Annotated in this window: 23 protein-coding genes and 1 pseudogene; 18 read left to right on the top strand and 6 right to left on the bottom strand. The window is 61.9% G+C overall.

Annotated elements, in window-relative coordinates:
• Window positions 1–4: 4 nt before the first annotated feature.
• From trpS to ACTAQJ_RS10215, 4 genes are read left to right on the top strand one after another with little or no spacing between them, the layout of a single operon-like run.
• The gene (trpS, locus tag ACTAQJ_RS10230; RefSeq protein WP_498701906.1) at window positions 5–1129 is read left to right on the top strand and encodes a tryptophan--tRNA ligase; all 1125 of its coding nucleotides are present in this window, start codon (window positions 5–7) and stop codon (window positions 1127–1129) included.
• A 4-nt stretch (window positions 1130–1133) separates the two neighbouring features.
• Complete coding sequence (locus ACTAQJ_RS10225; protein ID WP_431118991.1) at window positions 1134–1811, top strand: 2'-5' RNA ligase family protein; 678 nt, start codon at window positions 1134–1136, stop codon at window positions 1809–1811.
• Window positions 1738–2823, top strand: a complete 1086-nt coding sequence (locus ACTAQJ_RS10220) for a YihY/virulence factor BrkB family protein (RefSeq protein ID WP_498701905.1) — start codon at window positions 1738–1740, stop codon at window positions 2821–2823. Before ACTAQJ_RS10225 ends, ACTAQJ_RS10220 begins: the two co-directional genes overlap by 74 nt.
• A gap of 22 nt (window positions 2824–2845) precedes the next feature.
• The gene (locus tag ACTAQJ_RS10215; RefSeq protein WP_431118994.1) at window positions 2846–2998 is read left to right on the top strand and encodes a hypothetical protein; all 153 of its coding nucleotides are present in this window, start codon (window positions 2846–2848) and stop codon (window positions 2996–2998) included.
• Window positions 2999–3074: 76 nt separating this feature from the next.
• Here ACTAQJ_RS10215 and ACTAQJ_RS10210 read toward each other — a convergent pair whose 3' ends face one another.
• Entirely contained in the window at window positions 3075–5297 is a 2223-nt protein-coding gene (locus tag ACTAQJ_RS10210) for a hypothetical protein (protein ID WP_498701904.1), read from the bottom strand.
• 110 nt (window positions 5298–5407) lie between these two features.
• Here ACTAQJ_RS10210 and ACTAQJ_RS10205 point away from each other — a divergent pair, with 110 nt between their 5' ends.
• Window positions 5408–6709 carry an ABC transporter substrate-binding protein gene (locus tag ACTAQJ_RS10205; RefSeq protein ID WP_498701903.1) on the top strand — a complete coding sequence of 434 codons (1302 nt, stop codon included), beginning with the start codon at window positions 5408–5410 and terminating at the stop codon, window positions 6707–6709.
• A 68-nt stretch (window positions 6710–6777) separates the two neighbouring features.
• On the opposite strand, the gene ACTAQJ_RS10200 is transcribed toward ACTAQJ_RS10205, so the two are convergent.
• The 5 genes from ACTAQJ_RS10200 to sdhC form a co-directional block, all read right to left on the bottom strand.
• Window positions 6778–7551 carry an alpha/beta hydrolase gene (locus tag ACTAQJ_RS10200; RefSeq protein ID WP_498701902.1) on the bottom strand — a complete coding sequence of 258 codons (774 nt, stop codon included), beginning with the start codon at window positions 7549–7551 and terminating at the stop codon, window positions 6778–6780.
• Window positions 7552–7679: 128 nt separating this feature from the next.
• Window positions 7680–8462, bottom strand: a complete 783-nt coding sequence (locus ACTAQJ_RS10195) for a succinate dehydrogenase iron-sulfur subunit (protein ID WP_011773975.1) — start codon at window positions 8460–8462, stop codon at window positions 7680–7682.
• Window positions 8462–10261, bottom strand: coding sequence for a succinate dehydrogenase flavoprotein subunit (gene sdhA, locus ACTAQJ_RS10190; protein ID WP_498701901.1), 1800 nt, complete (start codon window positions 10259–10261; stop codon window positions 8462–8464). The genes ACTAQJ_RS10195 and sdhA overlap by 1 nt, the downstream gene beginning before the upstream one ends.
• A 106-nt stretch (window positions 10262–10367) precedes the next feature.
• Window positions 10368–10844 carry a succinate dehydrogenase hydrophobic membrane anchor subunit gene (locus ACTAQJ_RS10185; RefSeq protein ID WP_431119003.1) on the bottom strand — a complete coding sequence of 159 codons (477 nt, stop codon included), beginning with the start codon at window positions 10842–10844 and terminating at the stop codon, window positions 10368–10370.
• A gap of 3 nt (window positions 10845–10847) precedes the next feature.
• Window positions 10848–11183 carry a succinate dehydrogenase, cytochrome b556 subunit gene (gene sdhC / locus ACTAQJ_RS10180; protein ID WP_231343329.1) on the bottom strand — a complete coding sequence of 112 codons (336 nt, stop codon included), beginning with the start codon at window positions 11181–11183 and terminating at the stop codon, window positions 10848–10850.
• A 309-nt stretch (window positions 11184–11492) separates the two neighbouring features.
• On the opposite strand from sdhC, the gene ACTAQJ_RS10175 reads away from it, so the two are divergent.
• From ACTAQJ_RS10175 to ACTAQJ_RS10115, 13 genes and pseudogenes are all read left to right on the top strand, one after another.
• Window positions 11493–12626, top strand: coding sequence for a mannose-1-phosphate guanylyltransferase (locus ACTAQJ_RS10175; protein WP_431119004.1), 1134 nt, complete (start codon window positions 11493–11495; stop codon window positions 12624–12626).
• A gap of 108 nt (window positions 12627–12734) precedes the next feature.
• A complete protein-coding gene (locus ACTAQJ_RS10170) occupies window positions 12735–13940 on the top strand; it encodes an amidohydrolase (RefSeq protein WP_477520819.1) in 1206 nt (401 codons plus the stop codon).
• Between the two features lie 113 nt (window positions 13941–14053).
• Window positions 14054–14488 carry a MarR family winged helix-turn-helix transcriptional regulator gene (locus ACTAQJ_RS10165; RefSeq protein ID WP_498701899.1) on the top strand — a complete coding sequence of 145 codons (435 nt, stop codon included), beginning with the start codon at window positions 14054–14056 and terminating at the stop codon, window positions 14486–14488.
• A 55-nt stretch (window positions 14489–14543) separates the two neighbouring features.
• The gene (locus ACTAQJ_RS10160) at window positions 14544–14975 is read left to right on the top strand and encodes an organic hydroperoxide resistance protein (RefSeq protein WP_431119008.1); all 432 of its coding nucleotides are present in this window, start codon (window positions 14544–14546) and stop codon (window positions 14973–14975) included.
• Window positions 14972–15994, top strand: coding sequence for an NADP-dependent oxidoreductase (locus ACTAQJ_RS10155; RefSeq protein WP_498701898.1), 1023 nt, complete (start codon window positions 14972–14974; stop codon window positions 15992–15994). Before ACTAQJ_RS10160 ends, ACTAQJ_RS10155 begins: the two co-directional genes overlap by 4 nt.
• Window positions 15995–16296: 302 nt before the next feature.
• A pseudogene (locus tag ACTAQJ_RS10150) lies at window positions 16297–17365 on the top strand (BMP family lipoprotein).
• A gap of 183 nt (window positions 17366–17548) precedes the next feature.
• A complete protein-coding gene (locus ACTAQJ_RS10145) occupies window positions 17549–19069 on the top strand; it encodes an ABC transporter ATP-binding protein (RefSeq protein ID WP_431119010.1) in 1521 nt (506 codons plus the stop codon).
• Window positions 19059–20384: an ABC transporter permease gene (locus tag ACTAQJ_RS10140; protein WP_498701897.1), complete on the top strand. Its 1326-nt coding sequence runs from the start codon at window positions 19059–19061 to the stop codon at window positions 20382–20384. The genes ACTAQJ_RS10145 and ACTAQJ_RS10140 overlap by 11 nt, the downstream gene beginning before the upstream one ends.
• Window positions 20381–21670, top strand: a complete 1290-nt coding sequence (locus tag ACTAQJ_RS10135) for an ABC transporter permease (protein ID WP_431119014.1) — start codon at window positions 20381–20383, stop codon at window positions 21668–21670. The genes ACTAQJ_RS10140 and ACTAQJ_RS10135 overlap by 4 nt, the downstream gene beginning before the upstream one ends.
• A 2-nt stretch (window positions 21671–21672) precedes the next feature.
• Window positions 21673–22077, top strand: coding sequence for a cytidine deaminase (locus tag ACTAQJ_RS10130; RefSeq protein WP_431119015.1), 405 nt, complete (start codon window positions 21673–21675; stop codon window positions 22075–22077).
• Window positions 22074–23384, top strand: coding sequence for a thymidine phosphorylase (locus tag ACTAQJ_RS10125; RefSeq protein ID WP_498701896.1), 1311 nt, complete (start codon window positions 22074–22076; stop codon window positions 23382–23384). The genes ACTAQJ_RS10130 and ACTAQJ_RS10125 overlap by 4 nt, the downstream gene beginning before the upstream one ends.
• A gap of 11 nt (window positions 23385–23395) precedes the next feature.
• The gene (locus ACTAQJ_RS10120) at window positions 23396–24064 is read left to right on the top strand and encodes a DedA family protein (RefSeq protein WP_498701895.1); all 669 of its coding nucleotides are present in this window, start codon (window positions 23396–23398) and stop codon (window positions 24062–24064) included.
• 193 nt (window positions 24065–24257) lie between these two features.
• The gene (locus tag ACTAQJ_RS10115) at window positions 24258–24965 is read left to right on the top strand and encodes a DedA family protein (RefSeq protein WP_431120159.1); all 708 of its coding nucleotides are present in this window, start codon (window positions 24258–24260) and stop codon (window positions 24963–24965) included.
• Window positions 24966–25001 lie beyond the last annotated feature (36 nt).

Below are 25001 nucleotides of genomic sequence, written 5' to 3'. Positions count from 1 at the left end.
CTCAATGACTAGCTCCATCACGACTGAAACCGGCACCCCAGCCGCCACACTGCCCAGCGGGAGAACCGTGACCTCCACCAAGCTTGCCGTTGGCGCCAAGCAGCGCGTCCTTTCAGGCATGCAGCCCTCGGCTGACTCCCTGCACCTTGGCAACTACCTTGGCGCCTTGGTCAATTGGGTTCGCATGCAGGATGAGTACGATGCCGTCTTCTTCATTCCGGATTTGCACGCCATCACCGTTCCGCAGGATCCTGCCGAGCTCGCCCGCCGCACCAGGGTCACCGCCGCCCAGTACATCGCTGGCGGTGTGGACGTGGAGAAGTGCACACTGTTCGTGCAATCGCAGGTTCCCGAGCACGCCCAGCTTGCCTGGGTACTGAACTGCATCACCGGCATGGGTGAAGCCGGCCGCATGACCCAGTTCAAGGACAAGGCACAGAAGCAGGGCTCTGACCACGCCAGCGTCGGCCTGTTCACTTATCCGATCCTGCAGGCTGCAGACATCCTGCTGTATCAGCCGCACGGCGTACCCGTGGGCGAAGACCAGCGCCAGCACGTGGAGCTCAGCAGGGACCTCGCCAACCGCTTCAACAGCCGTTTCGGCGAGACGTTCCAGGTGCCCGAGCCATTCATCCAGAAGGAATCGGCAAAGATCTACGATCTCCAGAACCCCACGGCCAAGATGTCCAAGTCTGCCGAATCACCCGCTGGCCTCATCAACCTGTTGGATGACCCCAAGACCGTTGCCAAGCGCATCAAGTCCGCTGTCACTGACACTGAGACCGAGATCCGCTACGACCGCGAAAACAAGCCGGGCGTCTCCAATCTGCTCACCATCTACTCGGCTATCAGTGGTACCCCGGTAGAGAAGATCGTGGCTGATTACCAGGGCAAGATGTACGGCCACCTGAAAGTGGACCTCGCCGAACTCGTTTCGGGACGCCTTGCCCCCATCCGTGAGCGTGCCAACGAACTTCTCGCGGACCCGGCAGAATTGGACCGTCTTCTGGCTCACGGTGCGGACAAGGCGCGTGAGATCGCCTCGGCGACGCTCGCCGATGTCTACTCCAAGGTAGGCTTCCTGCCGTACCGAGGGGATGCATACCGCAGCGAGCAAGGAGTCCGCTAAGTTCATGTGCGCAGCTGGCCAGCTTAACGTCAAGACCGGTACCCCTCAAGGCGTCGGTCCGGACGAATCGCGCCAGCCTGCTGTCACCGGCACCGACTGCGGTGCCGGTGACACCATGTGCGTTGGGGTGATCCTTGGCTTCCCGCCGGAGATTGCGCGGGAACTGCAGGCCTGGCGGGCATCCTTTGGCGATCCCATGGCCGAAGTCATCCCTGCCCACATCACACTCATCACCACCACGCCCACTCAAGACTGGGCAGCCACCCGGGACCACGTGCGCGAGGTGGCCCGCTCACAGGAACCGTTCACCATTACCATTTCCGGTACCGGTTCCTTCCGGCCCGTTTCGCCCGTGGTGTTCGTCAACGTCGAAGAAGGCTTTGAAGAGTGCGTGCAGCTGCACGAAAAGCTCCAGACGGGTCCACTTGAGCGTTTGCTTCCCTTCCCGTACCACCCGCATGTCACCGTGGCCCATGATGTCGCCAAGGAAAATCTGGACGAGGCAGAAACGGTCCTGAGAGATTACCGGGCAACCTTCCCAGTGGTTAGCATGGGACTTTACGAGCACGACACCAATGGAATTTGGCAGCTACGGGAAGAGCTCGACTTTGGCGGCGACACTGACAAGACGCAGCAGGCGGAATCAACATCCACCGGCCGGAAGTCCTCCGCTGCCAACTGAGCTGGCAAAGCTAAAACTTCAACTTCTTCACAAGCGGCAGGACTGGGGCCACGCCAAGCGTGCCGGAGAAGGCCTGCCGAAGAGGGCCGGCGCCCTTCTGGCCCTCCTGCTCGCAAGGCTGAACACCAACCGGGCCATGCGCTCCTTCCAGAACTACACCCGGCAGCATGGCCCTCTTCTGAGTGCCGGCATCGGCTTCAACATGTTCTTCTCCGTCACAGGTCTCCTGACCACGGGTTTCGCCATCGCCGGAATCGTCCTGGGCGGCAACCCGGTTCTCGAAGACGCCGTCATTCGCAGCGTCGCTTCTGCAGCTCCGGGACTCCTCCAGGTCAATGGCGGTGAGGGCTTGGTTGATCCGCAAACGCTGCTCAATCCTTCAGGGCTTGGATGGACCGCCGTCATCGCGGCTGCGGTAACCATCTTCACGTCCCTTGGGTGGATTGCCAGCGTCAGGGAAGGCCTGCGGGGCGTGATGGATGCTGCTCCGCTCCAGCGCAGCCCCGTCCTTCAGAAACTGGTCGACGCCGGTACGCTCCTGCTCCTTGGCGTGATCCTCGTGGTCAGCGCCGGCGCGTCCCTCATCTTTGGCACAGCTGCCGACTGGATCTTCGACCTCCTCAGGTTGGATGAAGCGGTCGCGGCGCCCGTGGCAGCCGTCGTCAAGGTGGTCGTCCCCCTTCTGCTGAACTGCGCGACGGCGGCCGTGCTGTTCCACATTGCAGGTGGCCTCAAACTGGGGCGCCGGGCATTCATCGAAGGCGTTGCATTGGCCGGTATCGGGACCACCGTGCTTCAGCTATTCAGCACCGAACTCCTCGCCCGGGCAGGACAGAACCCTGTCCTCGCCTCGTTCGCGATCATCATCGGCCTTCTCATCTGGTTCAACCTGGTAAGCCAGGTCTATCTCGTTTCCGCTTCGTGGGCCGCCATCCGCGAGGCTGACCTGCAGGCGGGGGAGACCCCGCGCAAAAAGGTCCTCGGTTCACGCCGCACAACTCCCCAGACGTAGGAGTTTCTTTCCAGGAGGTCTCATGAACAACCAGTTGTGGATCGCTTGCCTCCTGGGAACCGCAGCAGGGCTGGTGGTTGGCCAGCTCGTCTTCAACTCTCCATTTGTGGGGATGCTCGTTGGCCTCGGCTTGGGCGCCTTGGTGGGAGCGGCCGTGGGACCCCGCCGCGAATAGGCAACGCGAGGTCACTTAAGGCCCCTTCCAGAAGGAAACATGGGCCATAAGTGACCCCGGGTTGCAACAAGTCCGGCTAGGGTGCCCGGACCAGACCTTCCCAAGCAACGGTCCAGTCAGCCGGGAAACCTGGTGCGTGGCGGTCCGGTCCGTTGTCCCAGCCAGCTGCCATGAGCGCCACGGCGGCCAGGAGCCCACCATTCCCGGGCAAGTAGAGCGGCAGGGAATCGGTTTGACGGTTGTGCCCGTTGGCGAGCACGGTGTTTTTTCCGGCGTCGAGGAGAAGGGCGTCGACGGCAGCATCGGGGTCTTCCAGTCGCGCGGCAGTCATTGCCATCACTGGATAGTCCCAACCCCAGGTGCTGCCCCAATCCCAGTCCGCCAGGACATCCGATAGGGTGGCGCGCATGATGTCCGGATCAATCAAATCCGTCCGAGGCAGGACGCCAAGCGCGCACAGCATCGAAGGGTGGTCCGTACGGATGGTGAAGGGCTCCACGTCGATGGCCGCGTAAACGCCGTCGATCACGCGTGGCGGCACCATGCCATCTGCCACGTCCGACCATGCCTGCACAGGTTCCAGACCGAGCCGATCGCGCCAGGCAACTGCGGTCCGGAGACCCCACTGCCAGTAGGCCAACTCAAACGTGGGATTGGTGACCTTGGCCCGGATAGCGCCGTAGCTTTCCTGTGCCGGAATCAACGGTGGCCCCAGCTCGAACCCGCGCGATGTGGGATGCGCAAAGTCGGCCATGAAAGCAGCTGACTCGAACACGATCTCCGCAAATTCTTCCAACACTTCACGGCTGGGATTTGCCCGGTACACAAGCTCGGCCAAGTGAATGGGGTGTGGCTGCTGCCAGATCAGGAATGTCCCGACGGGACTTGGGCTTTCCCTGCCGTCCGGTCCGATCTGCTTGGGCCAGCGGACGCCGTCGAATCCCTGCGCTTTTGCAGTTTGGCGGGATACGTCCAGGACACTCGAATACCACCGTAGCGACGGCAGGAGCAGCTCCACACGGTTCCAGTGCGCAAAGTGCGCGGCATGCCACCAATGCATCTCCAAGTGGAAGCGGCCACGCCAGGAGTTGCACACAAGTCCGGTTTCCTGCGGAGGTAGCGAACCCGAGCAATTGATCGCCGTCAGATACTGGGAAAGGACAATCCTTCGCTCCAATTCCTTGGCCCTGGGATCCTCGGTCGCATCAAGTTCGATCGCCCCGCCCGAGGACCAGAACCCAGGCCAATAGGCTTGGGAAGCTGCGATCACGCTACGGCCAGGTGAAAGCTCGACGCCGGTCCAGTCAGTGGCTGCATAGCTCACCTCGGGTGTCGTGGCTGTTCGCCTGTTGTTGCCTCGAGGGATACAGTCGCCATCTCCGGCGGAAAGGAATGCGACGGAGAAGTCCAGCACCTCGTTGGTGTCCGGACCTCCGGCCGTAGCAGGAGCTACTTGGAGTTGGTGCTGTTCGGTCTGTTCCACTGTCAGGTTTTGGCCGGTGATGACAACCTGATAGCGGGCCTCGTCCAGCTCGCGGTGGACTGTCCATGTTTCGCAACCATCGTGCTCTTCAGACATCGCCGGGCGGTCAAGCGAGGTGGTGTGGGCGTCCGGACTGTTCCAGTCAGCCGCGTCATGCCACGCCTCGGAGCCGTAGGGGAAACCGACGCCCACAACCAAGCCGGCACCAAGCGCCGTCGATTCCACGCGGAAGCCGAGCTCATCAGCGTCGGGGTGGCACGCCGTCGTGACCTTGACGGCGTGTCCGGCCAAAGTGAAGCGGCTGGTAACTACTCCCGACCATAAATCGAGTGTTTGTTCGGTGTCGGTGATCTCAGTCTCACGGATGGAGCGCGCCGTGCCATTCTCCAGCCAGCGGAAGCCGATGCGCCCCAGGTCCAGCCGATGCTGGTTCGCCCGGAGCCAGGTTTCAGCCAGGGATGTGTCGGTCTCGCGATCATTGACGATGCCACCCACCATGTCCACGTAGGGCACTGGGCCACGGGGCGAATCGTAGGGGACTATCGAGCCGGCCAGGTCGTAGGGCCGTGCCGGCGGCACGGAGTGCCAACCCCATTGGGATTGGATTCCCAGAAGCGTGCCCGGCGGGAGGTCATCACGGGCGCCCACAGGGTAGGCCACGGGAAAAGTCTGCAACCCGGTGAGATCCAGTGTGAATGCGAATTCGCCATTGCCGACGGATACTGGGCTCCGCGGATCAAGGTGTTTCTGGCGCACGTTGTGGCGCTGGACGAGTGCCTGGCGGTCGATTGCAGCGGATTCGGACCTCTTGGTCAAGGCGCACTCCTCAGTAGGCAAAATAGTTCATATCCAAAACTATTGACGAATATACACCGCCTTGATACGTTTCAGGAACCGTTTTCTTGAGTCTGAAAGAAGCCTACCCAATGACGCGTAAATCTCTCCGTAGTATCCGGAAGTCAATAGCTTTCATAGCAGCCGTCAGCATGTTGGGACTCACCGCAGCCTGCTCGAGCCCCACATCCAACCAGGCCGAGGACGGGCCTGTGGAAATCCGGTTCTCATGGTGGGGCAACGCCACCCGTGCCGAACTGACCAACAAGGCCATCAAGGAGTTTGAGGCCGCCAACCCCAACATCAAGGTCAAGCCGGAGTATGGCGACATTGGAGGCTATTTCGACAAGCTGGCTACCCAAGTGGCAGCGAACGACGCCCCCGATGTCATCACCATGGGAGGTGCCTACCCCGCCGAATATGCCAACCGCGGCGCCCTGCTGGATCTGTCCAAGGTGGACGGCTCCCTCGACCTCTCCAAAATGGACCAAGGAGCCCTTGAAAACGGGCAGGTCCAAGGCAAGCAGTACGGCATCTCCACTGGTGCCAACGCCTTGGCCATCGTAGTGAACCCCGCTGTTTTCCAGGCTGCAGGCGTTGCCCTACCGGACGACAACACATGGTCGTGGGATGACTTCGCAAAGACCGCCGAAGACATCACGGCCAAGAGCCCCAAGGGAACCTACGGCACTGCCACAGTCCTCACGCATGACTCGCTGGACGCCTTCGCCCGTCAGCGCGGCAAGTCGCTGTACACACAAGACGGCCAGCTGGGACTGGACAAGCAAACCGTGCAGGACTACTTCGATTTCTCGCTCAAACTCAGCGAGTCAGGCGCCGCCCCCAGCGCTTCGGAAACCGTGGAGAAGCTCAACGTCAGCACTGAACAGACACTCATGGGCATGGGGCAGGCCGGCATGATGCTCACTTGGACGAACTCCCTGACCGCACTGAGCAAAGCCTCCGGCGCTGAGTTGAAGCTGCTGAAGTTGCCTGGGGAGACGCCCACGCCCGGCATCTGGTTGCAGTCATCGCAGTTCTACACCATCTCCGCGCGCAGCAAGCACACGGATGCCGCTGCCAAGCTGGTCAGCTTCCTTGTGAACAATGAGGCCGCAGCAAAGATCATCCAGAGCGACCGTGGTGTACCCAGCAACTCCGGCATGCGTACGGCCATCCAGGATCTGCTCACGCCGCAGGGCAAGGCGGAGGCAGCCTACATTGACCAGATCGGGAAGATGGACTTTGCCCCGACGTTCATCGGTCCTACTGGTTCAACAGCGGTCTCTGAGATTACTGCCCGCATCAACACCGAAGTACTGTTCAAGCGGCTGACCCCGGAGAAGGCCGCCGAGCAGTGGCTTAGTGAGAGCAAGGCCGCCATCAACAAATAGGACAACGCGAGGTCACTTAAGGCCCCTTCCAGAAGGAAACATGGGCCATAAGTGACCCCGGGTTGGTCTTAGGCGTCGCGGACTTCCAAATACGGATCGGCCCAGGCACTGATGATCCGTGCCACCCGGGCGGCCTGGCCCTTCCCGGTGAGGAGATGCTCGCTGCCCTCCAGGGAGATAAAACTCCGGGGGTGTCGGGCAGTCCGGAAGATTTCGCTGGCGTTGTCGATGCCCACTGTGTTGTCGGTGGGGGAGTGCATCACCATCAACGGTTTGTGGAGGGTGCGGATGCAGTCGCGCAGGTCAGCGCGTTCCACGTCCTCCACAAAGTGCCGGCGGATTTCCATGGGCCTGCCACCGAGGTCAACCACGGCGCTGCCGTCACGCAGGATGGAATCAATCTCGGCGTCGAACATGTGCTCAACGTGCTTTGGCTCGTAAGGTGCGCCTACGGTCACCACGGCGTTGAGTCCGGGGATGTCGCGCGCAGCAGCCAGCACAGCGGCGCCACCGAAGGAGTGGCCAACCAGCAAGGAGACCGGCCTGTCCTGCTCCCGCATGAAGCCCGCAGCGAGGATGGTGTCAGCCACCTTGACGCTGAACGAGCCCGCGGACCATTCCCCGGCAGAGCCGCCCAGGCCAAGGTTGTCGAACCGAAGCATGCCCACACCCTGCTCTGCGAGACCTTTGCAGATCCGAGAGGCAGCAGGGCTGTCCTTGCCAAGGGTCAGCCCATGCGAGTACACGCCCCAGCCACGGACAGGACCCTCAGGCACGTCTACGATGCCGGCGAGGGGGTCACCCGTGCTTCCGGTGAAAGTGATCTTCTCAGGGCGTGACACGCTGATCTCCTTGCTTTTGCGGCTACCGGCCCGGGCCCAGGTTAGCCAAATGATTAACGACGACGGCGCCACGCACCAAAAGTGGTGAGCGGCGCCGTCGTCGGTTGGTTCCTTAGGGGGCCGGCAAACTAGATCTTGCGGGCCAGGATGGCCTGCTTGACCTCAGCGATTGCCTGGGTCACCTGGATGCCGCGGGGGCATGCTTCCGAGCAGTTGAAGGTGGTGCGGCAACGCCACACGCCTTCTTTGTCGTTCAGGATTTCCAAGCGCATGTCGCCGGCGTCATCACGGGAATCGAAGATGAAGCGGTGTGCATTGACGATTGCGGCCGGACCAAAGTACTGGCCGTCGGTCCAGAAGACCGGGCAGGAGGAGGTGCAGGCAGCACACAGGATGCACTTGGTGGTGTCGTCAAAGCGCTCACGGTCCTCAACGGACTGCAGGCGTTCCTTGGTGGGCTCATGGCCCTTGTTGATCAGGAACGGCATGACTTCGCGGAAGGACTGGAAGAAGGGTTCCATGTCCACGATCAGGTCCTTCTCCACAGGGAGGCCCTTGATCGGCTCGACGGTGATGGGCTTGGTGGTGTCCAGGTCCTTCAGCAGCGTCTTGCAGGCGAGGCGGTTGCGGCCGTTGATGCGCATGGCATCCGAACCACAGACACCGTGTGCGCAGGAGCGGCGGAAGGAAACGCTGCCGTCGATCTCCCACTTGACCTTGTGGAGGGCATCCAGAACGCGGTCCGTGCCGTACATGGTCAGCTTGTAGTCATCCCAGCGTGCTTCGTCCGAGATCTCGGGATCGTAGCGGCGGACGCGGAGCGTGATGTGGAAGGTGGGAATTTCACCGTCGCCCGCAACGCTTGCCGGGAGCTCGATCTTGGAAGCGGGCTCTGCCATTTCGGTCGTCATTAGTACTTACGCTCCATCGGCTCGTAACGGGTGAAGATGACGGGCTTCGTCTCAAGACGGATGCCCGCAACAGATTCCGCCGAGGAGTCGACGGTGACGGAAGTGTCCAGGTAAGCCATGGAGTGCTTCATGAACTTTTCGTCATTGCGGTCCGGGAAGTCTTCGCGGTAGTGGCCACCGCGGGACTCTTCACGGTGCAGGGCACCGACTGTCATGACCTTGGCCATGTCCAGCAGGAAGCCCAGCTCCACTGCTTCCAGGAGGTCCAGGTTGAAGCGCTTGCCCTTGTCCTGGACGGTGACGTTCTTGTACCGCTCTTCGAAGGAAGCGATGTCGCTAAGGACCTGCTCCAGGGATTCCTTGGTACGGAACACCTGCATGTTCGCATCCATGGTGTCCTGCAGTTCCTTGCGGATCTGGGCCACACGCTCGGTGCCGTTGCCGGTCAGCAGGCCGTTGAGGATGCCGCGGGTCATTGCCTCGGGGTCCTCGGGCAGCTCAACGTATTCAGCTGTCTTGGAGTACTCCGCAGCGGCGATACCGGCCCGCTTGCCGAAGACGTTGATGTCCAGGAGCGAGTTGGTGCCGAGTCGGTTGGAGCCGTGCACGGAAACGCAGGCAACTTCACCGGCAGCGTAGAGGCCCGGCACGATCGTGTCGTTGTCCTGCAGCACCTCGGTGGTGATGTTGGTGGGGATGCCGCCCATGGCGTAGTGCGCGGTGGGGAACACGGGGACAGGATCGGTGAACGGCTCCACACCCAGGTAGGTGCGTGCGAACTCCGTGATGTCCGGAAGCTTGGCCTCGATGTGGGCCGGCTCAAGGTGGGTCAGGTCCAGGAGGACGTAATCCTTGTTTGGACCACAACCACGACCTTCACGCACTTCGTTCGCCATGGCGCGGGCCACGATGTCACGGGGTGCAAGGTCCTTGATGGTGGGGGCGTAGCGCTCCATGAAGCGCTCACCCTCGGAGTTACGAAGGATGGCACCTTCACCACGTGCGCCCTCGGTGAGGAGGATGCCCAGGCCAGCGAGGCCGGTCGGATGGAACTGGAAGAACTCCATGTCCTCCAGGGGGATGCCACGGCGGAAGGCGATGCCCATGCCGTCGCCCGTGAGGGTGTGGGCGTTGGAAGTCGTCTTGAAGACCTTGCCGGCACCACCGGAGGCGAACACAACGGACTTGGCCTGGAAAACGTGCAGTTCACCGGAAGCAAGATCGTAGGAGACTACGCCGGCGACACGCTTCTGCTTGTACGGGGTACCGTCTTCGCGTACTGCGTCTTCTTCGACGATCAGCAGGTCAAGGACGTAGTACTCGTTGTAGAACTCAACGTTGTGCTTGACGCAGTTTTGGTACAGCGTCTGCAGGATCATGTGGCCGGTACGGTCGGCAGCGTAGCAAGCACGGCGGACAGGTGCCTTGCCATGATCGCGGGTGTGGCCACCAAAGCGGCGCTGGTCGATCCGGCCTTCGGGCGTGCGGTTGAACGGCAGACCCATCTTCTCCAGGTCCAGCACGGCGTCGATGGCTTCCTTCGCCATGACCTCGGCTGCGTCCTGGTCAACCAGGTAGTCGCCACCCTTGATCGTGTCAAAGGTGTGCCACTCCCAGTTGTCTTCTTCGACGTTGGCCAGTGCTGCACACATGCCACCCTGGGCCGCACCGGTGTGCGAGCGGGTGGGGTAGAGCTTGGTCAGTACCGCTGTGCGTGCGCGCTGACCGGATTCGATCGCGGCGCGCATGCCGGCGCCACCTGCACCGACAATGACGACGTCGTACTTATGGACCTGCATACCAGATGCTCTCTCTTTCAAAAATTCAGATGGTCGGCGGAGGCTGTTCCGCTAAGTCAGGCGCAACCGGTTCCCTGCAGGGCCGGCCGGCTGCGCCAGGAAGCCGCTACGGGGCCGGGCAGAAGCCGCCAGGCAGCTGAACGCCGTCGACGACGGGGCACGGGTTGAACGTGAAGATCACCAGGGTGCCGAGAATGATGATGACAGCCGTGGCTGCATAGAGGACTACCTTGAGCCAGAAGCGCGTGGCGTCCTTTTCAGCGTAGTCGTTGATGATGGTGCGGACGCCGTTGGTTCCGTGCAGCATGGCAAGCCAGAGCATGGCGAGGTCCCAGAACTGCCAGAAGGGATCCGCCCACTTGCCGGCGACGAAACCGAAGTCGATGGCGTGGATACCCTCACCCACCAGCAGGTTCACGAAGAGGTGGCCGAAGATCAGCACCACCAGGACGATGCCGGAGAGGCGCATGAAGAGCCAGGCGATCATCTCGAAGTTGCCACGGCTGGGGCCGGAGCGGTTGTACTTCGGAGCAATCTTGCCTGCACCGATTTTTCCGCTGCGGGGGGATTCGATCGTCGTCATGGTCTAGTGGCCTCCCAGCGCGAGGGAAAGGTGGCGGATAGCGAAGCCGGCGAACGTGACCAGCCACAGCGCAAGCACGATCCACAGCATTTGGCGCTGGTACTTCGCGCCCTTCTTCCAGAAATCGATGGCGATCACACGCAGGCCGTTGAAGGCGTGGAAGATGATCGCGGCGACCAGGCCCGTTTCACCCAGGGCCATGAGGGGGTTCTTGTAAGCACCAATGACGGCCGTGTAGGCCTCAGGGGACACGCGCACCAATGAGGTGTCCAACACATGGACCAACAAGAAGAAAAAGATCACTACACCGGTAATACGGTGTCCAACCCAGGACCACATGCCTTCACGGCCGCGGTACAAGGTGCCAGCTGGTTTTGTCGGCACTGATTAAACCTTCCTGCAACACAGCGGCGCTGGCATGGGATCCATGCGGGGGGAACGCCTGCTGCGAGAGCACTCGTAGCTCACGCCTAAATCTAGGCTTCGCTACCAGCTTATTCAATTTAGGACGCGCTTCTCTGGTTGTTAATTCCATGTTTCCTGCCCGTATTTACGCGATATTTGGGCAATTTCCCGTGCTTCGTGAGACGAAGGCCACATGTGTGGCGTGCTGCGGGGCTTTGCAGTCGCGTCCGATAAAGTGTTGCGGTGAGTACAGAAGACGCGACATTCCCGGAATCTCCATTGAACCGCTTCCACGCGGTTATTCCGGCGGGCGGTGTGGGGACCCGGCTGTGGCCACTCTCGCGTGCCGCTGCGCCCAAGTTCCTCCACGACCTGACCGGCTCCGGCAGCACGTTGTTGAGGGCCACCTATGACCGCCTTGAGCCGCTGGCCGGCGAGCGGGTGCTCGTTGTGACCGGCGAGGCACACCGTGCCGCTGTGTGCCGGCAGCTCCCCGAGGTGGGCGATGACGAGCTGGTGCTCGAGAGCGAGCCCAAGGACTCCGGTGCTGCCATCGGATTGGCCGCCGCCATCCTCTACCGCCGCGACCCGGAAACCATCATGGGTTCGTTCGCCGCGGACCAGGTGATCAGCCCTGACGACCTCTTCCAGGACACCGTGCGCGAGGCAATTTACACCGCTGCCACGGGCAAGATCGTCACCATCGGCATCAAGCCCACGCACCCCTCCACCGGCTTCGGCTACATCCGCTCCGGTGCAGCACTGAACGTGGAAGGTGCTCCGAACGCGCTTGCCGTGGCTGAGTTTGTTGAGAAGCCCAGCCAGGAAGTTGCCAACAAATACGTAGAAGCAGGGGACTACGTCTGGAACGCAGGCATGTTCGTGGCTCCCGTAGCGCTCATGCTCCAGCACCTCGAAGCGAACCAGCCGGAGTTGTTCAAGGGCCTTCAGGAAATCGCCGAGGCCTGGGACACGCCCCAGCGCGCTGAAGTTACCGCGCGTGTCTGGCCCACACTGCCCAAGATTGCGATCGACTACGCGGTTGCCGAGCCGGCAGCGGCAGCCGGCGATGTCGCCGTCGTGCCTGGTACTTTCCGCTGGGACGACGTTGGCGACTTTGCCGCAATTGGCCGCCTGAACAATGCCGGCGACGTCGATGAAGTGACCGTTCTTGGCGAAGGTGCCCGCGTGTTTGCCGAGAATGCGAGCGGCGTAGTGGTGTCCGATACCAAGCGCGTGATCGCACTTATCGGCATCAAGGACGTGGTCATCGTGGATACGCCGGACGCGCTCCTGGTCACTACCAAGGAACATGCCCAGTTGGTCAAGGGCACTGTTGATGCCTTGAAAGCCAGCGGGGATACGGACGTCCTGTAGCAATCCCTTATACCGTGAGCCACCTCTTTGGTTGTCCTGCGCCTGAACGCAGCGTAACCAAGAGGTGGCTTTCGTTCTTCCGAGGCCGTGGATGGCTAGAGTTGTGACGTGCGCAATTACACCACTGAAACCGAGCCGACTCCCGTTGTAAGTCCGTGGGTGGATGAGCTCCTGCCTGGACTCATCGATTTCAGGCGGGATCTGCACGCGCACCCTGAACTCTCCTTCAAGGAATTCCGCACTACGGACAAACTCGTGGAGCGGCTCGAAGCTGCCGGATTACAGCCGCGCCGCCTTGAAGGAACCGGGCTCACGGTGGACATCGGGGAAGGTCCGATTGCCACTGCACTACGTGGTGACATCGACGCGTTGCCCATCATCGAGGAAACGGGTCTGCCGTTCGCTTCGAAGAACCACGGCGTCACGCACGCCTGCGGGCATGACGTCCACACCACCACCATGCTCGGCATTGCCTTGGTGCTGCAGCGGATGCACAAGAACACACCGCTGGGCGGGACCGTCCGCATCATCTTCCAGCCAGCCGAGGAGACCATGCCCGGCGGTGCTTTGTCCTGCATCGAGCAGGGCGTGCTGGACGGCGTGCCCAGGATCCTTGCGCTGCACTGCGATCCCAGGATCAACGTCGGCAAGATCGGCACCCGGATCGGGGCCATCACGTCGGCATCGGACACCATCAAGATCGAACTCACGGGCCGCGGTGGCCACACGTCCAGGCCGCACCTGACGGAAGACCTTGTCTTTGCCCTGGCGCAAATTGCGGTCAACGTACCCGCCGTGCTCTCCCGTCGCGTGGATGTCCGCAGCGGAGTGTCAGTGGTTTGGGGCCAGATTTCGGCAGGTTCTGCACCCAACGCCATCCCGGGCACTGGCTACATGGCGGGCACCATGCGCTGCCTGGACCGCGATGCCTGGCACAGTGCGGGGGAGTTGCTGGACGACGTCGTGAAGCAGGTTGCCGCTCCTTACGGCGTGGACGTGCATCTGGAGCACACCCGCGGCGTTCCTCCCGTGGTGAACTCCGAGCATGAGACTGCGCTGATTGAAGCCGCGGCCCGTGCCGAACTCGGCGAGAACGCCGTGGTCCTGACGCCCCAGTCCATGGGTGGCGAAGACTTTGCCTGGTTCCTGGCTGACCTTCCGGGTGCCATGATGCGGCTCGGCACCCACACGCCTGGTGGCGAGGAATATGACCTCCACCGTGGCGACTTCATCGTGGATGAACGCGCTCTCGGCTACGCCATCCGGGTCCTCACTGCAGCTGCACTTCGAACGATCCGCGACCTCCAGGACTAAACCCAACTAAGGGACAGCACGTGTTCCACTGAGGACTCATTGGGACATGTGTTGTCCCCTAGTTGAGCCAAGTTGAGTTGTGCACAATTGAATTGTGCACTATCGTTTTATTCATGAGTGATGCACCCCGCCTCCGCCACCAGGTCTGCTTTGCGCTGTATTCGGCGTCCAAGGCCGCGACGGCGGTCTACCGCCCCGTGCTGGACGAGCTGGGCCTTACATATCCCCAGTACCTGGTGATGCTGGTCCTGTGGGAGGAGGAACCGCGCAGCGTGCGGGAACTTGGCGCCGAACTCGGGCTCGACTCCGGCACGTTGTCGCCTCTCCTGAAGCGCCTTGAGGCGCTCGGTCTCGTTGAGCGCCACCGTTCCGCTGATGATGAGCGCCGGGTGGATGTGGTCCTGACCGACGCCGGCAGGGAGTTGAGCAGCCGCGCCCAGGCCGTCCCCAAGCGCCTCGCGGATGCCGCCGGCCTCTCCGCGGATGAGATTGAGCAGTTGCATGCGACGCTCGGCAAACTCACGGCGGCACTGCAGAAGTCACTCTGAGAAATTTTCAAAACTACACACAAGCCCACTGATGTCCAAGAGAAAAGGAAGATTCGTGAAGACTCTCTATACTGCCGAGGCTTTGGCCTCCGGCGAAGGCCGCGATGGCAACGCCCGCACCAACGACGGCAAGCTCGACGTCGCCCTCGCCAGCCCGGTTGAGCTCGGAGGCAACGGCCAGGGCACCAACCCCGAGCAGTTGTTCGCCGCCGGCTACGCGGCATGCTTCCATTCCGCGCTGCGCCTGGTGGGCCGCAAGGAACGCGTTGACCTCAGCGATTCCGCCGTGGCCGCCAAGGTCCACTTCGGCGCATTCACTGACCGCGAGGGCTACGGCTTGGCCGCCGAGCTGGAGATCGCCCTGCCCGCCTTGGATCGCGAAAAGGCGGAAGAACTGATGGCAAAGGCGCACCAGATCTGCCCCTACTCCAATGCCACCCGCGGGAACATGGCCGTAGACCTCAAGCTCGTGGAGTTCGCAGCATGAGCGCCGCTACCAGCACGCCAGTGGAAACCCGCGAAATCCAGCTCGCGTCACGCCCGGTAGGACGCCCGTCGCCGGAGAACTTCCGGCTGGCCGCCTCCGGGCTGCCGGACCTGCAGGACGGCCAGGTCCTGGTCCGCAACCAGTTCATGTCCGTGGACCCCTATATGCGCGGACGCATGAACGACGTCAAGTCCTACTCGGCTCCTTTCCGCCTGGATGCAGCGCTCGACGGCGGTGCGGTAGGTGAGGTGATCGCGTCCAGGTCCGACGCGCACAAGGTGGGTGACGTCGTCGTGCATCAGTTGGGGTGGCGCGAGCACGCGGTGGTGGACGCGGCCGCGACGACCACGGTTCCAAGCGGCCTTGCTCCAACATCGGCGTTCCTTGGTGCCTTGGGCATGACGGGCCTGACCGCGTATGCGGGCCTGCTCAAGGTGGCCGAGTTCAAAGAAGGCGATGTTGTCTTCGTGTCCGGTGCGGCCGGCGCTGTGGGATCCATGGTGGGCCAGATTGCCAAGGCGTCCGGAGCCAGCAAGGTGATCGGCAGTGCCGGTTCTGCCGAAAAGGTCGCCAGGCTGCTGGAGCTCGGTTTCGACGCCGCCTTCAACTACAACGACGGCCCCGTTCTTGAGCAGTTGCGGGAAGCTGCGGGGGAGCGTGGCGTCGATGTGTACTTCGACAATGTGGGCGGCGAGCACCTCGAAGCCGCTCTCGCTACGCTCACTGTGGGCGGGCGCGTTGCCATGTGTGGTGCCATTGCCCAATACAACTCCACCGAACCGCCGGCGGCCCCTAGGAACCTGGCCCTGGCGATTGGCAAGCAGCTGACCCTGCGTGGATTCCTCGTTGGCGGCCAGCGTCAGCACGCGGCGGAATTCGCGGAGAAGATGGCCGGTTGGCTGGCTGACGGGACCGTCCGTTACGACGAGACGATCGTGGACGGCCTGGAGAACGCACCACAGGCATTCATTGATCTGCTGGACGGCGCCAACACCGGAAAGATGCTCGTCAGGCTCTGACGTTGGGGTGGGGCCGGGTGTGACTTGCGCGCCCGGCTACTGCTTGGTAACAAAAGGTCAACAATCTGCCCATGAGGACTGGATTGTGCTACCTGCCTGTGGTCCACGCCACTAGTGTTGTGGGTATCAAGGCGCTTCGGCGCAGTGCTGCGAACTTCAGTGAAAACAGAATTTCTGCCTCGGGTATTCGAAACGGACACTCATTGACCATCCGTCGTAGCGCGACTCACTTTCTTCCTGGAGGAAAATTGAAGAACCCACTGCGTGCCACCCTTAAGCGCGGTTCAATTAAGCGCGGTTCAATGGCCGGTATTGCAACTGCGGGAGCGGCAGCGCTCCTGCTCAGCGGTTGCGGACAAGCTTCCCGACGCCGGTTCCGGCGCCCCCACCAAGAGCGACTACATCGGCTGTATTGTGTCCGACTCCGGTGGATTCGATGACCAGTCCTTTAACCAGTCCTCCTTCGAGGGTCTGCAGAAGGCCGAAAAGGACCTTGGCATCACCATGAAGTCAGCTGAGTCCAAGGCGAACAGCGACTTCGAGACCAACCTCAACGGCATGGTTTCCGCTGGCTGCAACATGACCATCACGGTGGGCTTCCTCCTGGGCGACGCCACCAAGGCAGCAGCGCAGAAGAACACGGACAAGCACTTCGCGATCATCGACTTCTCCTACAAGGAGCCCGTCGCCAACGTGAAGCCGGTGGTGTATGACACCGCCCAGGCAGCCTACCTCGCAGGCTACGCCGCTGCATCGGCGAGCAAGACCGGCAAGGTGGGAACCTTCGGCGGCATCAAGCTCCCTACGGTCACCATCTTCATGGACGGTTTCTATGACGGCGTCCAGGCCTACAACAAGGCCAAGGGCAAGTCCGTCCAGGTAGTCGGCTGGGACAAGGCCACCCAGGATGGCTCGTTCACAGGCGACTTCGAGAAGCAGGACACCGGCAAGCAGATCACCAAGAACCTCCTGGACCAGGGTGCGGACATTGTGATGCCCGTTGCCGGCCCGGTGGGCAAGGGCGCAGGTGCAGCCCTCAAGGAAGCCAAGGCTGCCGGCAAGGACGTCAAGCTCATCTGGGTTGACTCCGATGGCTACCTCACTGCTCCTGAGTACAAGGACCTCATGCTGACCTCCGTGGTCAAGCAGATGGGTGAGGCCGTGGAAACCGTGGTGAAGGACGACAAGGAAGGCAAGTTCAGCAACGAAGCCTATGTTGGCACGCTTGCCAACGAAGGCGTTGCCATCGCACCGTTCCACGACCTCGATTCCGCAGTCTCCGCAGATACCAAGTCCGAGCTCAACGCCTTGAAGGCGGACATCGTGTCCGGCAAGCTGGTTGTCGAATCAGCGGCAAGCCCCAAGAAGTAACAATTCCTGGACGCGCCGCCAGTACCGAGTGCCGGTACTGGCGGCGCGTTTTTGCCCTGACCAGCGCCTATCTAGCGGACCCCAGCGCCTATCTTGCTGGCCCTCGCAAGAATAGGCTTCTGCTCAAAGCCAATGGCTTTGAGCAGTACAGCCGTCCCTCGGACTCAAAGAACGGTGGGAGTTGTGAAACTCGAATTGAAGGGGATCTCGAAAGCTTTCGGGACCTTCTACGCCAACCAAGACATCGACCTCGTGGTCGAATCCGGCCAGATCCATTGCCTCCTCGGCGAAAATGGCGCCGGAAAATCAACCCTCATGAACGTGCTGTACGGACTCTATGAACCGACGGCCGGACAAATCCTCGTTGACGACAAGACGGTCAACTTCCGGGGCCCGGGCGACGCCATGGCCGCCGGTATTGGCATGGTCCACCAGCATTTCATGCTGGTTCCCGTCTTCACAGTCGCCGAAAACGTGGCCCTCGGCGCAGAGCCGACGTCCTTTGGCGGCGTCCTCAGCATTGATGAAACCCGGAAGAAAATCCGGGACATTTCAAAGAAGTACGGCTTCGACGTCGATCCTGACGCCCTCGTGGAGGACCTGCCCGTGGGCGTCCAGCAGCGCGTCGAGATCATCAAGGCGTTGGTCCGGGACGCCAAGGTGCTCATCCTCGATGAACCCACGGCAGTCCTGACACCGCAGGAAACGGATGAGCTACTGGACATCATGCGCCAGCTCAAAGCATCCGGCACATCCATCGTGTTCATTTCGCACAAGCTTCGAGAAGTGAAGGCTGTCGCCGACGTCATCACGGTAATCCGCCGCGGCAAGGTAGTAGGCGATGCTCCACCCACGGCCTCGGCCACGGAACTTGCCTCCATGATGGTGGGCCGCCCCGTTAGCCTGACCTTGGACAAAGCCGCCGCCCAGCCAAAGGAAACAACCTTCGTGGTGAAGGACCTGACAGTCCGCGCCCCCAATGGAACCAACGTGGTGGACGGCATCAGCTTCGACATCGCCCAAGGCGAGATCCTCGCCGTCGCCGGTGTCCAAGGCAACGGCCAGACGGAACTTACGGAAGCCATCCTCGGTATCCAGCCGCACGTCACGGGATCCGTGACACTGGACGGCAAGCAGCTCCTGGGCCTTCCGGTCAAGGACGTGCTGCGCTCCGGCGTCGGCTTTGTGCCTGAAGACCGAACAGTGGACGGGCTGGTTGGCCCCTTTTCTGTTGCCGAGAACCTGGTGCTGGACCTTTACGACCAAGCACCATTTGCCAGCGGCATCAGCATGAAGCCTTCCAAAGTGGCGGAAAATGCCGAAGCCAAGATTCAGGAGTTCGATATCAGGACGCCGTCGGCGGGAGCTGCGGCCGGAACCCTCTCCGGTGGCAACCAGCAAAAGGTTGTCATGGCACGCGAGTTGTCCAGGCCGTTGAGGCTTTTCATCGCAAGCCAGCCCACGCGCGGCGTAGATGTTGGCTCCATCGAATTCCTGCATAAACGCATAGTTGCCGAGCGGGACGTCGGAACACCGGTGATGATCATCTCCACGGAACTCGATGAAGTGATCGAACTCGCGGACAGGATCGCTGTGCTTTACAAGGGGAAGCTGGTGGGCATTGTCCCTGCCGGAACTCCCCGTGACACCCTCGGCCTGATGATGGCTGGCGTCGGCCCGGAAGGAGGCTCCCATGACGAGTAAGGACCAGACCCCCGAGGAATCTACCTCGGAAGTGCGTGCGGCGGACGTCGCACTCGACACCGCTGGCGGCACGCTGGAACCGTCAATCGTTCCCGTGTCCTCGCAGAGCGGGGACACCGGTCACCGGCAAGGCAGCACGATGCGCAGGATCGTCATGGGCAACGGCTTCGTGTCCGTCCTGGCGGTTATCGTGGCGCTGTTCCTGGGCGGTTTGCTCATTGCCAGCACGGATAAGAAGGTTTCCGAGAGCGCGGGTTATTTCTTCGCACGGCCCAGCGACTTCCTGCTGGCGCTGTGGAATGCCATGACCAAGAGCTACGTCGCGTTGTTCCAAGGCTCGGTCTTCAACCCCCGCCAAGGTTTCATGCCCCTGCTTGAAACAATGACGGTAGCCACGCCCCTGATCTGTGCAGGCCTCGGCGTTGCCTTGGCCTTCCGGGCCGGCCTGTTCAACATCGGTGCCCAGGGCCAGATCATCATCAGCGCCACGCTGGCTGCCTATGTTGGTTTCACCTGGCACTTGCCGTTCGGGCTCCACTTGCTGCTGGTCATCATCATGGGCGTCCTCGGAGGCGCTGCATGGGGTGCGATAGTTGGCATCCTCAAAGCCAGGACCGGCGCTCACGAGGTCATCGTGACGATCATGCTGAACTACGTGGCGCTGTTCCTTTTGGACTTCCTCCTGAACACCGCGGCCTTCCGGCGCCCGGGGGACAACAGCCCCATCTCACCCCGGCTGGATGAGACTGCCACCTACCCTGTGCTCATCCCAAATTCCCGGCTCCACCTGGGCTTCCTGGTGGCCGTCCTGCTGACGTACGGCGTGTGGTGGATGCTGAACCGCTCCACCATTGGCTTTGAGTTCCGCGCTGTTGGTGCCAACCCGGTGGCCGCACGGACGGCCGGGGTCAAGGTACCCCGTGCCACCATCCTGGTGATGGCCTTTGCCGGCGCGCTCGCTGCCTTCGGCGGGGTTGCCCAGGTGGCCGGTACGGAAAAGGTGTTGACGGGCGGAATTGCGGCCCAGATTGGCTTCGACTCCATCACCGTTGCACTGCTTGGCCGAAGCACTCCATGGGGGACGTTCTTCGCGGGCCTGCTCTTCGGTGCTTTCCGGGCCGGTGCGGTTCAGATGCAGATCCAGACGGGCACGCCCATCGACATCGTGTTGGTGGTCCAGTCGCTGATCGTCCTGTTCATCGCAGCGCCCCCGCTGATCAGGTCGGTTTTCCGGCTTGAGCCCAAGAAGAAGAACAAGACACCGAAGGCCGCTCGGAAAGCTGCCCTTGCCAACGCCACCGGAGGTGCCAAGTGAGCGCAACATCCACCGCGCCCCTAGCGGGAGCAACAGCATTGCCCGGGCTCCGCCCATCTTTGAAGGTCCCGGTTTCGCTCAGCGTCCTGGCGCTCATTGCGCTCGTATTCTTCGGTCTCATGGGTCCGGACCAGACAGCAGAGATGAAGATCAGCGATCCCGGCGACGCCTTTGCCGTCCCGGCGCTGGCGATTCCAGGCCAGGTAGGTGGCATAGTCCTGGCCATCGTGCTCCTGGCCATGGCCGCTTACTCGATCTACCTGTGGACGCGGGGGGAGCGGTCTCCCAAGTGGTTGCCGATCGCCTTCGCCGTGGTCTTCGTTTTCGCCTTGCTGGTATGGATTGTTGCCGGTGCACGCCAGCCGTCCATCTCTCTTGCCGGCCTGGTTGCGGGTTCGGTGACTTTGGCTGTTCCCTTGGTGTTTGGCTCCCTCTCCGGTGTCCTGTGCGAGCGGGTGGGCGTGGTGAACATTGCCATTGAAGGCCAGTTGCTGGGCGGAGCTTTCACCGCCGCTTTGGTGGCAACGGTGACCGGCAGCCCCTATGTCGGCTTGATTGCTGCCGCAGCCGCTGGCGCCGTCGTGTCCATGGTCCTCGCGGTCTTCAGCATCAAGTACCTCGTCAACCAGATCATTGTGGGCGTTGTCCTGAATGTGCTGGTCTCAGGTCTCACCGGCTTCCTGTTCGGCACAGTCATGGTGACCAACAAGGAGCGTTTCAACACCCCTGGCCGCCTGGATATTCTGCCAATTCCGTTCCTTTCGGACATTCCCATCATCGGGCCCATCCTGTTCAAGCAATCCATCGCCGGCTACCTCATGTATGTGGCTGTAGCAGTCGTCTGGTTCGGACTGTTCAAGACCCGTTGGGGCTTGCGAGTCCGCGCTGTCGGCGAGCACCCGCAGGCCGCGGACACCCTCGGCATCAACGTCAACGCCACCCGCTTCTGGAACGTGACGCTTGGCGGTGCGATCGCCGGCATCGGTGGTGCCGTGTTCACGCTGGTGACCATCGACTCCTTCACCAAGGAAATCTCCGGTGGCCGTGGCTTCATCGCCCTGGCGGCACTGATCTTTGGACGGTGGAATCCGATTGGTGCCTTCCTCGCCTCGCTGCTGTTCGGCTTTGCGTACAACCTGCAATCGATTCTGGGCATCATTGGCACCCCGGTGCCAAGCCAGTTCATGGCCATGCTGCCGTACCTGGTGACCATCTTCGCCGTCGCCGGTTTGGTGGGTAGGTCGCGGCCACCTGCCGCAAGCGGCATACCGTATGTGAAGGGTTGACGATGCCAACGGTTGACGTCGATTGGCATGCACTGGAAGAAGCTGCAGTACAGGCCATGGAACGGGCCTATGCCCCGTATTCCAAGTTCCCGGTGGGGGCTGCGGCCCTCACCGAGGACGGCAGGATCGTTAGCGGCTGCAACGTGGAGAACGCCAGCTATGGCCTGACGCTCTGCGCTGAATGCGCCCTGGTGGGACAACTCCACATGACCGGCGGGGGCAGGATCGCGGCTTTCTACTGCGTCGATGGCCAAGGGAACGTCCTCATGCCATGCGGACGCTGCCGTCAGCTGCTCTACGAATTCCGGGCTCCCGGAATGCAGCTCATGACAACGCAGGGAATCAAATCCATGGACCAGGTGCTGCCTGACGCCTTTGGTCCCGAAAACCTGGAGGAAACCACGTGAGAAGCACTGAAGCCTTCGACGCCGTTCAGATCATCTCCATCAAACGCGACAAAGGCACCCTCACACCCGAACAGATCGACTGGACCATCGACGCCTATACCCGGGGTGTTATCGCCGAGGAGCAGATGGCGGCGTTGAACATGGCCATCCTGCTCAACGGCATGAACCGCGAGGAAATCTCACGCTGGACTTCGGCGATGATCGCCTCGGGGGAGCGGATGGACTTCTCCGCGCTGACAACGCCCGACGGCGGCCGGAAACCTACCAGCGACAAACACTCCACCGGTGGGGTGGGGGATAAGATTACGCTCCCGTTGGCTCCGCTGGTGGCGGTCTTCGGGGTGGCCGTTCCGCAGTTGTCCGGCCGTGGACTCGGCCACACCGGCGGCACCTTGGACAAGCTCGAAGCGATCCCCGGATGGCGTGCGAACTTGAGCAATGAGGAGATCATGGCGCAGCTCCAGGACGTCGGAGCGGTCATTTGTGCTGCCGGATCCGGTCTGGCGCCGGCTGACAAGAAGCTCTACGCCCTGCGCGATGTCACGGGAACGGTGGAAGCGATCCCACTGATTGCTTCCTCCATCATGAGTAAGAAGATCGCAGAAGGCACCGGCTCGTTGGTATTGGACGTGAAGGTGGGTTCCGGCGCCTTCATGAAGGATGAGGCGCGGGCACGTGAGCTGGCGGAGACCATGGTGGCCTTGGGGAAGGATGCGGGCGTTCACACGGTGGCTTTGATGACCGATATGTCCACGCCACTGGGCCTGACAGCAGGCAACGCCATCGAGGTGGAGGAATCCGTGGAGGTCCTTGCGGGCGGCGGTCCGGAAGACGTCGTCGAACTGACTGTCCGCCTGGCCGAGGAGATGCTGGCCGGTGCCGGCATTCACGATGCCGATCCCGCGGCTGCCCTCAAGGATGGGCGCGCCATGGACGTCTGGAACCGGATGATCGAAGCACAGGGCGGTGATCCGCGAGCGGCGTTGCCGGTGGCCAAGGAATCCGAGGTGGTCTACGCCCCGGCTGATGGCGTTCTGGTGGAACTGGATGCCTTGTCCGTCGGCGTTGCCGCGTGGCGCCTCGGAGCTGGCCGCGCCCGCAAGGAGGACAAAGTCCAGGCCGGAGCCGGTGTGCGGCTTCATGCCAAACCGGGCGCGCTGGTCAGGGCCGGCGAGCCCTTGATGACCCTGTTGACAGATACTCCTGAGAAGTTCGAGAGGGCCAAGGAAGCGCTACAGGACGCCGTGGTGATTGCACCTGAGGGCTCACGACCAGCCCATCAGTTGATCATCGACAGGATCGCCTAGGCTTAGATCCCGTGCAGGCCATCAACGATTTCATTCTCGCCGCGGCCGAGCAGCCGTGGGTGTTGTTCCTTGTGTTGGCCTGCTGTCTGATCGACGGTTTCTTCCCACCCATCCCCAGCGAGTCTGTGGTGGTCGGCTTGAGTGCTGTCTCCGGCGGCGGAGGCTCACCCCACGTGTGGCTGCTCGGGGTCATGGCAGCAATTGGCGCTTTCTCAGGTGACAACATTGCCTACCTGATAGGCCACCGGATCGGGGTCCAGCGTTGGCGCTGGATGCGCACGCAGCGCATGCAGGGCGCCTTCCGCTGGGCCGGGAAGGAACTTCGACGGCGGTCAGCCTCACTCATCATGGTGGCGCGCTTCATTCCCATCGGCCGGGTGGCAGTGAACCTCACGGCCGGTGCCACGCACTTCCATCACCGCCGCTTTGTTGGACTCACTGCAATGTCGGCCATCCTGTGGGCCAGCTATTCAGTGGTCCTCGGGTACTTCTTTGGGGTCTGGTTCGAGCACAACCACCTGTTGGGTGCAGTGATTGCAATTGTGGTGGCGGTGATCCTGGGCATCATCATCGACCGCATCATCAGCAAGGTCAGGGGATCGGCGCCGCTGGACCGCAGCAACGTCGAAGACGCTTCGACTATTACTGAGGAAGAAGCGCCGCCTCCACCCACGGTATGACATGAACGACGCCGGGAGATCAGCCCGGCGGTTGACGACGGAACGCGTAGTCCACGCGTAGCGTTAAGCGGGTGATCCCGAGGCTGGGGCGTAGCGAACGACGTCCCGGCCATGGGACACTAAGAGCGACTTCCGTCACAGTGTCAAGTCATATTCGCCTAGGAGCTACCGCCGCGTGGAGTTTTTGAACCAAATGCTCGAGCATGCAGCTGGGCAGCCCTGGATTTACCCGGTACTCCTCGTCTTCTTCTTCATCGACGGATTCGCCACCATCCTTCCCAGTGAAACAGCCATTGTTGGGCTGTCGGCGCTGTCCCTTCACAGCGGTCAGCCGAACCTTTGGATTCTGGGGGCCACGGCCCTGGTTGGTGCCATGGCCGGTGACAACATGGCGTACATGCTGGGCCGCAAGATCGGTTTGACGCGCTGGAAGTGGATGCGGCGCCCCAAGGTTCAGAAGATGTTTGCCTGGGCCCACTATGAGCTCGACAAACGTGGGGCAGTCCTGATCTTCACGGCCCGCTACATTCCCTGGGGACGTGTGGCTGTGAACTACGTGGCGGGCCAAACCGGGTTCCGCCACAGGACATTCTTCTTCTTGGATGCCTTTGCCTGTGTCACCTGGGTTTGCTACTCCATCGGCATCGGCCTGCTCGCTGGCCAATGGGTGCACAACAACCCGCTGCTCGGCGTGGGTATTGCCGTGGCGTTTGCGGTGATCCTGGGCATTGTTGTGGACCACGTCCTTCGTTGGTGGCACAAGCATCTGGAGAAGAAGGACACGGAGAAGAAGGATCAGGCCCGCGCTGCCGCTGCAACTGCGAAGGCGCCCACGGCGAACCCGCAGGAGTTGACGCAAAAGGCGGTCGCCGGCGTCGACCTTTCCAAGCCTGCTGGCTAAGCTCCTGCCATCCCTTGGCGACCACAGCGGGCACCT

It is taken from the genome of Arthrobacter sp. alpha11c, assembly GCF_054149985.1.
This window is presented reverse-complemented; position numbering and strand designations above follow the sequence as displayed.